We start from the raw sequence: 13,308 nt of genomic DNA on the forward strand, positions 1-13,308 counted from the left end.
AAAAGCCAAAAGGGTTGGAATTTTTTTCCAACCTAATTGACACCATTTATTAATTTTTTAGACATTAAAGCGAAATTCCATGATATCGCCATCTTGAACGATATATTCTTTTCCTTCTTCACGCAAGCGTCCAGCTTCTTTTACCGCTTTTTCAGATCCGTATTTCACTAGATCCTCATATGACATGGTTACTGCACGAATAAAGCCTTTTTCAAAGTCTGAGTGGATAATCCCAGCTGCTTGAGGAGCCTTCATACCACGTTTGAAAGTCCAAGCGCGAACCTCTTTTTCACCAGCTGTGAAGTAAGTTCCCAATCCAAGTAAGTGGTAAGCTGCACGCGTCAACTTATCTACACCTGATTCTGTCAAACCAATGGCTTCAAGAAACTCTTTTTTATCATCATCGTCTAACTCAGAAATTTCTTCCTCAGCACGCGCAGAAATAACGACTACTTCAGCATTTTCGGTCGCTGCAAATTCACGAATTTGTTTGACATAGTCGATAGAGTCAGGTTCTGAAACCACATCCTCGTCAACATTAGCAACATAAAGAACTGGTTTTGTCGTCAAAAGGAAAAGACCTTTTACAACCTTTTGTTCCTCATCTGTAAATTCGATGGTGCGAGCTGATTTTCCATCTTCAAGGACTGGTTTAATCTTTTGAAGAACATTGAATTCTGCTACTGATTCTTTATCTTTTTGCGTGCGTGCCATCTTTTCTACACGCGCATAACGCTTATTGACTGATTCTAAGTCTGCAAGAATCAATTCCAGGTTAATGGTGTCAATATCTGCAAGTGGATCCACAAAGGCGTCTTCACGTCCTTGCTCGCGCATCACATTTTCATCATCAAAAGCACGAACTACGTGAACAATCGCATCTACTTCACGAATATTGGCTAAGAATTTATTCCCTAGCCCTTCTCCTTTTGAAGCTCCTTTTACAATCCCTGCAATATCTGTAAATTCAAATGTTGTTGGCACTGTCTTTTTAGGAGTAATCATTTCAGTTAGTTTTTGTAGGCGTTCATCTGGAACTTCAACCATTCCAACGTTTGGATCAATCGTCGCAAATGGGTAGTTTGCTGCCTCTGCTCCTGCTTTTGTAATTGCATTAAATAGTGTTGATTTACCAACGTTTGGCAAACCAACGATACCTGCTGTCAAAGCCATATTTCTCATTCTCCGTTTTCATTTCAATCCCTAATATTATAACACAAAAAGGGATAAAGTGCTAACCCTCTAACTAAGGGTTCTCAGTCAATAATTTTATTCATTTTTCGATCAAAATCATAGCGTCCCATCATGACAACATGGTCACAATTACTGCATTTTATTTTGATATCTGCTCCTACACGTGTAATTTCCCAACGATTAGCTTTTTTTCCTGTTGACTTGATGGTGCAAGCATGTGGTTTTTTCATTTCAACAAAATTTCCAACTTGATACATACTACTCTCCTTTTCTTTTTCGATTATATCATAAAAGAGGCGAGCTGGGCTCAACCTCTTTCACTTAGTTTGTACGAACTGGTGTAATGAGCTGCATGAAATCCTCGTCAGTATCTGCTGGCACAAGAGTAAATGGACGAACAGCTGAGATAAAGCTAATGGTCACCTTTTCGCTATTTAAAGCCTTGAGGGAATCAATCAAATAAGTTGGATTGAAACTAATGGTCAAATCTTCACCAGTAACCTGATCAGTATCAATTTCTTCGTTTACTTTACCAACTTCTGGAGAGTGAACATAGGCGCTAACAATCCCATCTTTAATTTCAAGTTTCACAGTACCATTTTGAGTCGCACTTGATAAAAGACGAGCACGCTCCATTGACTGGCGTAAGTTTACAACATCAAAAGTAATAGTAGTGTTAAAGTCTGTTGGAATCAAGCGATCTGTATCAGGATAGTTTCCTTCTAGGAGACGAGTATAGAAGCTAATATTTTCGCTTCTAAAGAGAATTTGGTTATTGGCAAAGAAAATCTCTACAGTTTCAATATCATCTGTAAATACCGCTGAAAATTCGCGTAGAGAACGGCTAGGAATGACAACATCAAAATCATCACTATTTTTCTCAAGCGTTAATTTTTTCTGGCTTAGACGATGAGAGTCTGTTGCAACTGTTTTTAACTCTTTGTGTTGACTCAATACAAAATGAACACCTGTCAAAATTGGACGACTCTCTTGTGTACTTGCAGCAAAAGCTGTTTCATTGATAATTTTCTTGAGTAATTTTGTTTCAAGAACCAAAGGAGTGCTTGCTGAAATTTCTTGGATTCGTGGATATTGTTCGCTATCTTTTCCTTTTAGGGTAATTTCTGATTTTCCACTGGTTAAAACAATTTGATTTTGTTCAATTTCTTTAAAATCAAGAGTCACATCAGGTAGACTAGATACAACATTGATAAAGAAAGAAGCTTCAAGAAGGATCGAACCTAAAGAAGTAATTAACAAACCAGCATCTTCATTTTTTTGAGAAATAAAATTTTCAATTGAAATCTGACCATTTGAACCAATTAAAGTAACACCTTCGTTGGTCACGTCAATTTTGACAGTTGATAAAATAGGAATGGCATTTTTAGAACTAATAGCTCTCTTAGTAATATTTAATGCTTGTAGAAATAAATTTTTATTAATTGAAAAATGAATCATGGATTCTCCTTTATTTATTTTTAGTATTAGAAGGATAATAGTAATAATAGAGTCTGTGAAATCTGTGGAAAACAGACTAAAAGTAAGTCATATCAAGTTTTTTAGCTTGTTTAAAAAATGTGGATAAAAAAGATAAAAAAGCGAAAGTTATCCACAAGTTATTTGATTTTCTTTTTGATTGATTCAATTTCTAAACGTAAATTATCGTCTTCATCAATCAAAGATTTAATTTTTGCATGGGCATGAATGACTGTGGTATGATCTTTTCCCCCAAATTCCTTCCCAATTTTTGGAAGACTATTATCTGTTAGTTCTCTAGATAAATACATGGCTACTTGACGGGCCAAAACAATATTTTGAAGGCGTCTACTTCCCTTCATTTCTTTGATACTAACACCATAAAAGTTACCAACTTCAGTTTGGATTTTATCAATTGGGATGACGAGCATTTGGCTAACATCTTGTTTGCGGGCTCTAATGGCTTCTGCAGCAATGTCAATAGTGATATCCTTGATGTTTTTTACTCTGGCAATTAAAGTGATGTCGTTGATGGCTCCCTCAAGATCTCGAACATTTGAATCAAATTGCCCAGCTAGGTATTCTAGAGTATCACTTTGGAAATTGTAGCCTAAATGTTCCGTTTTACTTTGTAAAATGGCAATACGTGTTTCAAAGTCAGGGGGTGTGATAGTTTGTGTCAATCCCCAACTAAAACGCGTGACAAGCCTCTCCTCGAGCCCTTCTAGATGTTTTGGACTACGATCACTCGTTAGAACAATCTGTTTTTGCTTGTCATGAAGGGCGTTAAAGGTATTGAAAAATTCTTCCTGAGTTGCGACTTTTTTTCCGCTGAGTGACTGGATATCATCGATTAACAAAAGATCAAGACTACGATAGGTCTTTTTAAACTTTTCCATTTCCCCAAGTCTTAGGTGATCAAGAAAGTCATTAATAAAGCTTTCGGCAGGGATATATTTAACACGCGCATTAGGAATATTTTTTAGAATTTCATTTCCAATAGCGTTTAATAAGTGAGTCTTACCAAGGCCTGGTCCTCCATAGATAAAAAGAGGGTTATAGGTCAGAGCCAAATCTTCAGAGACAGCTAAAGCGGCTGATACAGCCCAAACATTTCCATCCCCTTGAATAAAGTTATCAAAGGTATACTTTTCTTTTAATCCCGTATCTGAATAAGGAATAGATACTAACTTTGGACTATAGTCATAAAGAGTTAAATTTGTAGCTTCTTCAACTTGTGAGCTAGTCGTATCTTGAGGTTTGGTGAAAATATAGTGGGGAGTTATTTCAGCGTCATAAATTTCAAAACCAGCTACTACAATAATATCTTTTAGTTGTTTTTCCCAGACCATTTCCATTTCAGAGCGAGGTAGAAATATAGTGGCAACATTTTCCTCTACCTTGATGAGTTCAGCTTGAATAGCATAGAAATCATACATGGATCGAGTCAGTCTTTCTTGTGCAAATTCTAATATACGATTCCAAAATTGTTTTTCTTTCAATCTTTTCTCCTCCTTTACTATTTAAAAGTTTAATACTAGAGATATTTTACCATAGATAGCAAGAATTTTCCACAAGCTGTGAAAAATAATCCACAATGTTACCAAACCTTATCCACAGGTTGGGGATAAAAGAAGAAATTATTGATTTATTAAGCTTTTTATCGAAAAACATAGTGGATAACCTTGTGAGATAAAAAAATAAAAGAACAGCCTTATTTCAGGCTGTTGATAATTCTACTATATTCTTCTTGATTTGAAAAAGAAATAATGATTTTTCCACTGTCTTTTTTAGATAGTTTAATTTCTACATCTAATCCGAGTAGTTTTCTTAACTGTTTTTCTTCATTTTGTATGAAATGATTCGTTTTTTGCTGTTTCTTTTGTTTTTTCTCTGTCAGAAGAGCTTCTAACTTCCTTACAGAAATATCTTCTTCTATAATCCGTTGAAAGAAATAGTCTTGTTGTTCCTTATTTAACCCAACTAGGGAACGCGCATGGGCTTGTGATAGTTTGCCATTTTCTACTTCTGAGAGAATCTGTTCTGGCAAGGAAAGTAAACGAATGGAGTTGCTGATATATGGACGAGACTTGCCCATTTTATCTGCAATTTCAGCATGGGTGAATCCTTTCTCTACGAGAGATTCATAGGCGCGTGCTTCTTCTATTGGGTTTAAATTTTCTCTCTGTAAATTTTCAATAATGGACTGAACCATCATCTCTTGGTCTGAAATCTGTTTAACAACAGCTGGGATAGACCGTAGACCAGCTAAAAGTGAAGCCCGATAGCGTCTCTCTCCTGCAAGGATTTCATAACCAATCACAGGAGATTGACGAACAATAATCGGTTGAATGACCCCATTTTCTTTGATAGACTGTGCTAGTTCATCTAGTTTTTCTCTATCAAATTCTTTTCGGGGTTGATAGGGATTTTTTTGTATATCTGTGATAGAAATCATTTCAAATTTTTCCATGATTCTACACTAACACATCTTTTCTCTTATGTAAAGCTTTCTTTACATAGATGTCAATTAAGATTCTAAATCACCTGAACTCTTGTTAAGTTTGATAGAGGTAGTTTCTTCTTTACCGTTGCGATAGTAAGTGATCTTAATGGTGTCTCCGATAGAATGATTGTAAAGAGCACTTTGTAAGTCTGTTGATGAAGCAATCTCTTTGTCATCTACTTTTGTAATTACATCGTATTTTTCAAGGTGACCATTGGCAGGCATATTACTTTGTATCGAACGAACAACTACACCAGATGTAACATTACTTGGAATATTGAGTCTTCTGATGTCGCTTGTACTCACATTAGATAAATTAACCATCTGGATTCCCAAAGCTGGACGCGTCACTTTTCCGTTTTTTTCTAACTGTTCAATAATATTGATAGCATCATTTGCAGGAATTGCGAAACCAAGACCTTCTACAGATGTTCCTCCATTTGTAGCAATTTTACTTGAGGTAATTCCGATAACCTGCCCTTGAATATTGATCAGTGGGCCGCCAGAGTTACCTGGGTTAATAGCAGTATCAGTTTGGATGGCTTTTGTAGAAATAGCTTGTCCATCTTCCGATTTTAAGGATACATTTCTATTGAGACTAGATACGATACCTTGAGTAACAGTATTTGCATATTCAGAACCTAACGGGCTACCGATGGCAATAGCAATTTCTCCTACAGTTAACTTACTAGAATCACCAAACTCAGCTACTGTTGTCACTTTTTCTGAAGAGATTTTGACGACAGCAATATCAGAGAAAGTGTCAGCTCCGACAATTTCTCCAGGTACTTTAGTCCCATCTGACAATCGAATATCTACTTTGCTGGCGCCATTTATAACGTGATTGTTGGTGACGATGTAAGCTTCTTTATCATTCTTTTTATAAATAACTCCAGATCCTTCACTAGAGATTCGCTGAGAATCTGTGTCAGTATCATCATTGCCAAATACGCTATTTTGTCTGTTTGCCGAATAAGTAATAACAGAAACAACAGCATCTTTTACTTTGTTAACAGCCTGTGTTGTTGAATTTTCGTTCGTATAGGCAATTTGTGTAATAGTACTATTGTTGTTAGAGTTGTTTACACTACTTTTTTGAGTTAGTTGAGTTATTGAAAAACTACCCAAGGCTCCACTAAAAAAGCTAATGACGATAACGACTAATAATTGAAACCATTTTTTGTAAAATGTTTTTAGATGTTTCATATTTGCCTCCATATGTTTGAATTACTGAAAGTATAAACTGACTAGCTTAATTATAACTTAAACACAAAAGTTTTACACAAACTGTGGATAACTCTTTTGAAGCTGTGATTTTCTTAATTGAAATCTATTTTTTATTTTGTGAATAAGATGTGAAAAAATAGAGAATATGTTAGAATAGAGTCATGAAAATTAAAGTTGTAACAGTTGGGAAACTGAAAGAAAAGTATTTAAAAGATGGTATCGCAGAGTATTCAAAACGAATTTCTAGATTTGCTAAGTTTGAAATGATTGAGTTATCAGATGAAAAAACACCAGATAAGGCCAGTGAATCAGAAAATCAAAAGATTTTAGAAATAGAAGGTCAGAGAATTTTATCAAAAGTTGGTGATCGTGATTTTGTTATTGTCTTAGCCATTGAGGGGAAAACACTTTCTTCAGAAGAATTTAGTAAGCAGTTAGAAGAAACTTCTATAAAAGGATTTTCTACTCTTACTTTTATTATTGGGGGAAGTTTAGGATTGTCATCATCTGTAAAAAATAGAGCCAATCTTTCTGTCAGTTTTGGTCGCCTAACCTTGCCCCATCAGTTAATGAGACTAGTTCTTGTTGAACAAATCTATCGCGCTTTTACGATTCAGCAGGGATTCCCCTACCATAAATAGAAAATTGACTTTTAATTGAATTTTTGGTAGAATAATTGTGTTAGGTCTCATAGCTCAGCTGGATAGAGCATTCGCCTTCTAAGCGAACGGTCGCAGGTTCGAATCCTGCTGGGATCAATATAATAGCAAAGCTGGGAATTTTCCCGGCTTTTTTCTTAAAAAAGTACACTTTGGGAGAAAAAAATGACAGTTGAGATAATTTTATCTAAAACGAAATTCCATTTTGTATAATAGTTTTTGTAAGTTAGCTTACAAGAAAAAACATTTTAGGAGATTTTATTATGAAAAACGCAGTTAAATTAGAACAGTTTGTATCTTTGAAGGAAAAAGACTTGCAAAAGATTAAAGGTGGGGATATGAGAAAAAAAATTGAAAGTTTCCCTGGTCTCTTTAATTTCTTTAGAAGAAGATAAAGGAGTAGCAGAATGGATTTTTTCTTAGTAGTAGATTTGATATTATATTTTTTAATTACTAGTCACAGTTACCGTTTAATTTGTAAAGGTCAAATAAAAGCAAAGGAATTATACGTTTTTAGTTCTTATATATTAATATCACAAATATTACTTAGTTTTCCCTTCTATCTTCTAAATTTAGATGGTTTAGGGATTGTAACATTTTTATTTCCTTTGGGCCTATATTCCTATTTTCGATGGATGAAACAGTATGAGAGGGATAGAGGACTATTTCTAAGTTTACTACTATCTCTTTTATATGAGAGCACTCATAACTTTCTGTCCGTAACTTTCTCTTCTATAACAGGAGACAATTTTGTTTTACAGTATTATGGTCTATTCTTTTTCGTTGTAACGGTGTTGACCTATGTTGTTATCTTAAAAATCATTCATTATTTCCATTTGGAACTAACCTATTTTGACAAGGACTACCTTTACCCTTTCTTGAAAAAAGTGTTTTTTGCTTTACTATTGCTACATATTGTATCTTTCGTTTCAGATATGGTAAGTACGATTAAACATTTGAATAGTTTTGGAAGTATTTTATCATCTATTGTCTTTATCTCGTTACTTTTGACCTTCTTTGCAATGAATTCGCATAAAGAACAAATGGAAAAAGAGATTGCTTTGAAGCAGAAGAAATTTGAACAGAAACATTTACAAAACTATACAGACGAAATTGTCGGACTGTATAATGAAATCCGTGGTTTTCGACATGACTATGCTGGAATGCTTGTCAGCATGCAGATGGCAATTGACAGTGGTGATTTACAGGAAATTGACAGAGTTTACAATGAAGTTTTGGTCAAAGCAAATCATAAATTGCGTTCAGATAAGTACACTTACTTTGATTTGAACAACATAGAAGATTCAGCTTTACGAAGTTTGGTTGCTCAGTCCATTGTCTATGCTCGAAATAATGGTGTAGAGTTTACACTGGAAGTAAAAGATACGATTACCAAGCTCCCAATTGAACTATTGGATTTGGTTCGTATTATGAGTGTTTTATTGAACAATGCTGTCGAAGGATCGGCTGATAGTTATAAAAAGCAGATGGAAGTAGCAGTTATTAAGATGGAAACTGAAACAGTGATTGTGATTCAGAATTCATGTAAAATGACGATGACTCCTTCAGGAAATCTATTTGCCTTAGGATTCTCCACTAAGGGAAGAAATCGCGGAGTCGGATTAAATAATGTGAAGGAACTACTAGATAAGTACAACAATATTATTTTAGAAACAGAGATGGAAGGCAGTACATTTAGACAAATCATTAGATTTAAGAGGGAATTTGAATGAAAGTTTTAATTTTAGAAGATGTTATTGAACATCAAGTGAGACTAGAGAGAATATTGGATGAAATTTCGAAAGAATCGAATATTCCAATATCATACAAGACAACGGGAAAAGTCCGTGAATTTGAAGAATACATTGAAAACGATGAAGTAAATCAGCTTTATTTCCTAGATATTGATATTCATGGAATTGAGAAAAAGGGATTTGAAGTGGCTCAGCTCATTCGTCATTACAATCCTTACGCTATTATCGTCTTTATCACCAGTCGATCAGAGTTTGCGACTCTAACCTATAAATACCAGGTATCAGCCCTAGATTTTGTTGATAAGGATATCAATGATGAGATGTTTAAGAAGAGAATTGAGCAAAATATCTTCTACACGAAGAGTATGTTACTTGAAAATGAAGATGTTGTAGACTATTTTGACTACAATTACAAGGGAAATGATTTAAAAATCCCTTACCATGATATTTTGTATATTGAAACAACAGGAGTCTCTCATAAATTACGCATTATTGGTAAGAATTTTGCCAAAGAGTTTTATGGTACCATGACAGATATTCAGGAAAAGGACAAACATACTCAGCGATTTTATTCTCCTCACAAGTCATTTTTGGTAAATATAGGCAATATTAGAGAAATTGATCGAAAAAACTTAGAAATTGTTTTCTATGAAGATCATCGCTGTCCTATTTCAAGGTTAAAAATTAGAAGATTGAAAGATATTTTAGAGAAAAAATCTCAAAAGTGATTGACAATTAGCAAGAAATTGATATAATGGTTATATCTGCTACAGATAGAAGGTCCGTTGGTCAAGGGGTTAAGACACCGCCTTTTCACGGCGGTAACACGGGTTCGAATCCCGTACGGACTATTTTATCCGCCATAGCTCAGTTGGTAGTAGCGCATGACTGTTAATCATGATGTCGTAGGTTCGAGTCCTACTGGCGGAGTATAGATAAAAGGGAACACAGTGTTGTTCCCTTTTTTGTATCAATTTGTATCACCAAGCATTTTCATAAGGAAGTCTGTTATTTCTTGAGGACTTTCTTTTTTTCCATGTGCAATCCAAGATTGGCAGACACCAAAAAGTGCATGAGTTAGATAGATGCTACTATATTCTAATTCAGTGGTATTGAGATTCAGTTGTATAAATCGCTTTTGTAAATCTGTACTGAGCATGATATGAAGTTTATTTCGTAAGAAATTTTGGATTTCTTTAGTCCCATTTTCAGAAAGAAGGGCAGCCAGAAGTGGTTCTGACTCTAGATATTCAAAAACTTCTAAAATAGCGTCTCTTTTGTGATGAGCATGTTTTTGAAAAATATATTCAAATGTATGGAATAGCTTGCTTTGATAGTGCTCAATCATATTATACTTATCCTTATAGTGAGTATAGAAGCTGGAACGACTAATTCTGGCTTTTTCTACTAATTTGACAGTAGAAATTTGATCAAATGGCTGTTCCATCAGTAATTGTACCATAGCATTTTCAATAGTTCGCTTTGTTTTTAAGCGTTTGTTACTTTCTTGCATATTTCCTCCTTGTAAACAAATTAGACTATATGTCTAAAAATAGATTTTTTATCTTGTAATTTAGATTTTTTAATGTATAATCTATTATATCAAAATTTTAGACAATATGTTTAAAAAAGGAGAAACTATGTTTAAAGAATGGAAATCAATTTTTAAAAAACCAACCTTTATTATTGTCATGATCGGGATTTCTCTTATTCCAGCTCTGTACAATATCATATTTTTGTCATCAATGTGGGATCCATATGGGCAATTGTCTGACTTACCTGTGGCAGTTGTCAATAATGATAAAGAGGCTTCCTATAATGGTAATAGCATGTCTATAGGAAAAGACATGGTGGCCAGTTTAAAAGAAAATAAAACCTTGGATTTTCATTTTGTAAATGAAGAGGAAGGAAAGAAGGGATTGGAAGATGGCGATTACTATATGGTAGTGACTTTACCAAGTGATTTATCTGAAAAAGCAGCTTCTATTTTAACGGACCATCCAGAGCAAATGCAAATTGATTATCAGATTTCAAGTGGTCATAGCTTTATTGCCAGCAAGATGAGTGATTCTGCTATGACACAATTAAAGCAGAATGTTTCTACCAATGTAACCAAGACCTATACTAAAGCTTTATTTAACAAAATGGTCGATTTAAAGGATGGCATGAGTCAAGCAGTTTCTGGTATTGAAAAATTAACTGATGGAGCGAATCAGTTAGTGACAGGAAGTCAAACATTAACTACTAACCTACACTCTTTAGCAGCTTCAAGTTTAACATTTTCAAATGGAACGGAGCAGTTTACTAAAGGATTATCCTCTTATGTCTCTGGTGTTGAACAACTTCATCTTGGCTTAGGAAATTTTAATAGTGGTTTAGTTACATATACTGGTGCAGTGAGTCAATTAGATAGCGGATTAGGTCAATTAGCTTCTAAAAATCCTGAATTAGTAAGGGGAATCAATCAATTATATATTGGTGTAGAATCTTATACTGGCGGTGTTTATCAGCTCAATACTGGTCTTAATCAATTCTCATCTGGTGTTAGTGCCTATACAAATGGAGTGGGAAGTCTTGCCACAGGTGCTAATCAGTTATCCAATCAATCAGCTACACTTCGAATAGGTGTGGAGCAATTAAGTGAAGGAATTCAACAACTTTCTAGCAAGTTAGATGCTTCGTCCGAGCAAAAAGATCAAATTAATCAATTATCCTCTGGTCTGAATCAGTTAAATCAAGCTATTCAAAATATTGATGTTGGAGATACAAAACAATTAGATTCTGTTTTATCAAGTATAGTATCTCTTTCTAATCAAATGTTAGCAAGTGCTCAGTCTGATAAAGCGACTACATTAGCTAATATTCAATCGACAGGAGCTTATCAATCATTGACAAGTGAGCAACAAGCTGAGATAAGTTCTTCTGTATCTCAAAATTCGACTGATAGTATTCAATCGGCTCAGTCAATAATAGCTTTAGTACAAGATTTACAGGGAAGTTTGGAAAACTTACAAAATCAATCTTCAAATCTTTCGACATTAAAAAATTAAGCTAATCAAGTATTACCGCTTGCTTCTACTTCTTTGACAGGATTGTCAAGTGGATTAACAGAAATACAGGGAGCAGTGACGAGTAAATTAGTTCCTGCTAGTCAGTCGATTGCATCAGGTGTAAACGCATATACTGCAGGTGTTGATAAAGTTTCTCAAGGTGCAAGTCAACTAAGTGAAAAGAATTCCACCTTGACAGGTAGTTTGGATCAACTAGTTTCAGGCTCAAACACCTTGACACAAAAATCTTCTATCTTGACAGCAGGAGTTAGTCAATTAGTTGAAAAAACTCCAGAATTAGTATCTGGTATTGAAAAATTATCAACTGGCTCTAACCAATTGAATCAAAAGAGTCAAGAATTGATAGCAGGAGTTGATAAATTGCAGTCAGGATCTAGCCGACTAGCTGACAAATCCAGTCAGTTAATTTCAGGTGCTTCTCAATTAGAAAGTGGAGCTAATAAATTGGCAGATGGATCTGGGAAACTTGCAGAAGGTGGAACAAAGTTAACTTCTGGATTGGAAGATTTACAGTCAGGAGTTGCTTCTTTGGGACAAGGATTAGGTAATGCTAGTGATCAACTCAAGTCAGCATCAACAGAATCTAAAAATGCAGAGATTTTGTCAAATCCTCTCAGTCTCTCTAAAACTGACAATGACCAAGTTCCTGTAAATGGAATTGCAATGGCTCCGTATATGATATCAGTTGTTCTTTTTGTTGCAGCAATATCAACGAATATGATCTTTACGAAGTTGCCTTCAGGATGTCATCCGGAGAGCCGTTGGGCTTGGTTGAAATCTCGAGCTGAAATAAATGGTATTATAGCTGTTTTAGCAGGGATTTTGGTATATGGAGGAGTTCATCTTATTGGTCTAACTGCTAATCATGAAATGAAAACATTTATTCTCATCATATTAACAAGTTTAGTATTCATGTCCATGGTGACCTCTTTAACAACATGGAATAGCCGTATAGGAGCTTTCTTTTCTCTTATTTTGCTTTTATTACAGTTAGCATCAAGTGCAGGTACTTACCCACTTGCTTTGACAAATGATTTCTTTAGAGCTATTAATCTCTGTTTACCAATGAGTTATTCAGTTTCGGGATTACGACAAACAATCTCTATGACAGGAAATATTCATTATCAAGTCATTTTCCTTGCTGTTATATTAGTACTATTTATTTGTTTAGGTATGCTAGCCTATCAACCTAAGAAAATGGAAGAAGATTAAAAAAATCGACCGCTTAACGGGTCGATTTTTTAAGCCTTAGATAACTTTCTTCTGTGATTATAGATTCCAAATAGTAAGAGAGAAGTAAAGGAACAGATTGCTCCAGTAATCAAACCATTGGGAATGAAGGAAAGTGTAATAGTTCCTTTCCCCTTAGGAACATCAACTTTCATAAAGCCAGTTTGAGCTTGTTTATACTGGACTAAAAT

12 protein-coding genes, 3 tRNA genes and 1 pseudogene are annotated in these 13,308 nt (G+C 34.7%); 8 read left to right on the forward strand and 8 right to left on the reverse strand.

Annotation, left to right across the window (positions count from 1 at the left end):
• Positions 1-57 precede the first annotated feature (57 nt).
• From ychF to HT723_RS04450, 6 genes are all read right to left on the reverse strand, one after another.
• On the reverse strand, positions 58-1,173 hold the full coding sequence (ychF, locus tag HT723_RS04425) for a redox-regulated ATPase YchF (protein WP_172934723.1): 1,116 nt from the start codon (positions 1,171-1,173) through the stop codon (positions 58-60).
• 83 nt (positions 1,174-1,256) lie between these two features.
• Complete coding sequence (locus HT723_RS04430) at positions 1,257-1,451, reverse strand: DUF951 family protein (RefSeq protein ID WP_000285186.1); 195 nt, start codon at positions 1,449-1,451, stop codon at positions 1,257-1,259.
• Between the two features lie 64 nt (positions 1,452-1,515).
• A complete protein-coding gene (gene dnaN, locus HT723_RS04435) occupies positions 1,516-2,652 on the reverse strand; it encodes a DNA polymerase III subunit beta (RefSeq protein ID WP_172934724.1) in 1,137 nt (378 codons plus the stop codon).
• A gap of 158 nt (positions 2,653-2,810) precedes the next feature.
• A complete protein-coding gene (dnaA, locus tag HT723_RS04440) occupies positions 2,811-4,172 on the reverse strand; it encodes a chromosomal replication initiator protein DnaA (RefSeq protein ID WP_172934725.1) in 1,362 nt (453 codons plus the stop codon).
• Between the two features lie 212 nt (positions 4,173-4,384).
• Positions 4,385-5,143, reverse strand: a complete 759-nt coding sequence (locus tag HT723_RS04445) for a ParB/RepB/Spo0J family partition protein (protein ID WP_000410378.1) — start codon at positions 5,141-5,143, stop codon at positions 4,385-4,387.
• A 57-nt stretch (positions 5,144-5,200) separates the two neighbouring features.
• Entirely contained in the window at positions 5,201-6,382 is a 1,182-nt protein-coding gene (locus HT723_RS04450) for a trypsin-like peptidase domain-containing protein (RefSeq protein WP_172934726.1), read from the reverse strand.
• 182 nt (positions 6,383-6,564) lie between these two features.
• On the opposite strand from HT723_RS04450, the gene rlmH reads away from it, so the two are divergent.
• The 7 genes from rlmH to HT723_RS04485 all read left to right on the forward strand — a co-directional run bounded on the left by rlmH (position 6,565) and on the right by HT723_RS04485 (position 9,746).
• Complete coding sequence (rlmH, locus tag HT723_RS04455) at positions 6,565-7,044, forward strand: 23S rRNA (pseudouridine(1915)-N(3))-methyltransferase RlmH (RefSeq protein WP_172934727.1); 480 nt, start codon at positions 6,565-6,567, stop codon at positions 7,042-7,044.
• A 43-nt stretch (positions 7,045-7,087) separates the two neighbouring features.
• A tRNA-Arg gene (locus tag HT723_RS04460) sits at positions 7,088-7,161 on the forward strand.
• A gap of 164 nt (positions 7,162-7,325) precedes the next feature.
• Positions 7,326-7,457 (forward strand): competence-stimulating peptide ComC, encoded by a 132-nt coding sequence (gene comC, locus HT723_RS04465; RefSeq protein WP_172934728.1) that lies wholly within the window; start codon positions 7,326-7,328, stop codon positions 7,455-7,457.
• 12 nt (positions 7,458-7,469) lie between these two features.
• Positions 7,470-8,795, forward strand: a complete 1,326-nt coding sequence (comD, locus tag HT723_RS04470) for a competence system sensor histidine kinase ComD (RefSeq protein ID WP_172934729.1) — start codon at positions 7,470-7,472, stop codon at positions 8,793-8,795.
• On the forward strand, positions 8,792-9,544 hold the full coding sequence (comE, locus tag HT723_RS04475; protein ID WP_023940609.1) for a competence system response regulator transcription factor ComE: 753 nt from the start codon (positions 8,792-8,794) through the stop codon (positions 9,542-9,544). The genes comD and comE overlap by 4 nt, the downstream gene beginning before the upstream one ends.
• 51 nt (positions 9,545-9,595) lie before the next feature.
• Positions 9,596-9,667: transfer RNA gene (locus HT723_RS04480), tRNA-Glu, on the forward strand.
• A gap of 5 nt (positions 9,668-9,672) precedes the next feature.
• Positions 9,673-9,746: transfer RNA gene (locus tag HT723_RS04485), tRNA-Asn, on the forward strand.
• 40 nt (positions 9,747-9,786) lie between these two features.
• Here HT723_RS04485 and HT723_RS04490 read toward each other — a convergent pair.
• Positions 9,787-10,329 (reverse strand): TetR-like C-terminal domain-containing protein, encoded by a 543-nt coding sequence (locus HT723_RS04490; RefSeq protein ID WP_172934730.1) that lies wholly within the window; start codon positions 10,327-10,329, stop codon positions 9,787-9,789.
• A gap of 127 nt (positions 10,330-10,456) precedes the next feature.
• On the opposite strand from HT723_RS04490, the pseudogene HT723_RS04495 reads away from it, so the two are divergent.
• A pseudogene (locus HT723_RS04495) lies at positions 10,457-13,099 on the forward strand (YhgE/Pip domain-containing protein).
• A 29-nt stretch (positions 13,100-13,128) separates the two neighbouring features.
• Here HT723_RS04495 and HT723_RS04500 read toward each other — a convergent pair.
• Positions 13,129-13,308, reverse strand: a 180-nt coding sequence (locus HT723_RS04500) for a YfhO family protein (protein ID WP_172934731.1), incomplete at its 5' end; no start/stop codon positions are given.

Source organism: Streptococcus sp. 2106, from assembly GCF_013277315.1.
GTDB classification, from domain to species: domain Bacteria; phylum Bacillota; class Bacilli; order Lactobacillales; family Streptococcaceae; genus Streptococcus; species Streptococcus pseudopneumoniae.

What these genes read in the sequence shown, in the direction of transcription:
- ychF (WP_172934723.1), bottom strand. Translation starts at nt 1,173, where the DNA reads ATGGCTTTGACAGCAGGTATCGTTGGTTTGCCAAACGTTGGTAAATCA.
- HT723_RS04430 (WP_000285186.1), bottom strand. Translation starts at nt 1,451, where the DNA reads ATGTATCAAGTTGGAAATTTTGTTGAAATGAAAAAACCACATGCTTGC.
- dnaN (WP_172934724.1), bottom strand. Translation starts at nt 2,652, where the DNA reads ATGATTCATTTTTCAATTAATAAAAATTTATTTCTACAAGCATTAAAT.
- HT723_RS04445 (WP_000410378.1), bottom strand. Translation starts at nt 5,143, where the DNA reads ATGGAAAAATTTGAAATGATTTCTATCACAGATATACAAAAAAATCCC.
- HT723_RS04450 (WP_172934726.1), bottom strand. Translation starts at nt 6,382, where the DNA reads ATGAAACATCTAAAAACATTTTACAAAAAATGGTTTCAATTATTAGTC.
- rlmH (WP_172934727.1), top strand. Translation starts at nt 6,565, where the DNA reads ATGAAAATTAAAGTTGTAACAGTTGGGAAACTGAAAGAAAAGTATTTA.
- comC (WP_172934728.1), top strand. Translation starts at nt 7,326, where the DNA reads ATGAAAAACGCAGTTAAATTAGAACAGTTTGTATCTTTGAAGGAAAAA.
- comD (WP_172934729.1), top strand. Translation starts at nt 7,470, where the DNA reads ATGGATTTTTTCTTAGTAGTAGATTTGATATTATATTTTTTAATTACT.
- comE (WP_023940609.1), top strand. Translation starts at nt 8,792, where the DNA reads ATGAAAGTTTTAATTTTAGAAGATGTTATTGAACATCAAGTGAGACTA.
- HT723_RS04490 (WP_172934730.1), bottom strand. Translation starts at nt 10,329, where the DNA reads ATGCAAGAAAGTAACAAACGCTTAAAAACAAAGCGAACTATTGAAAAT.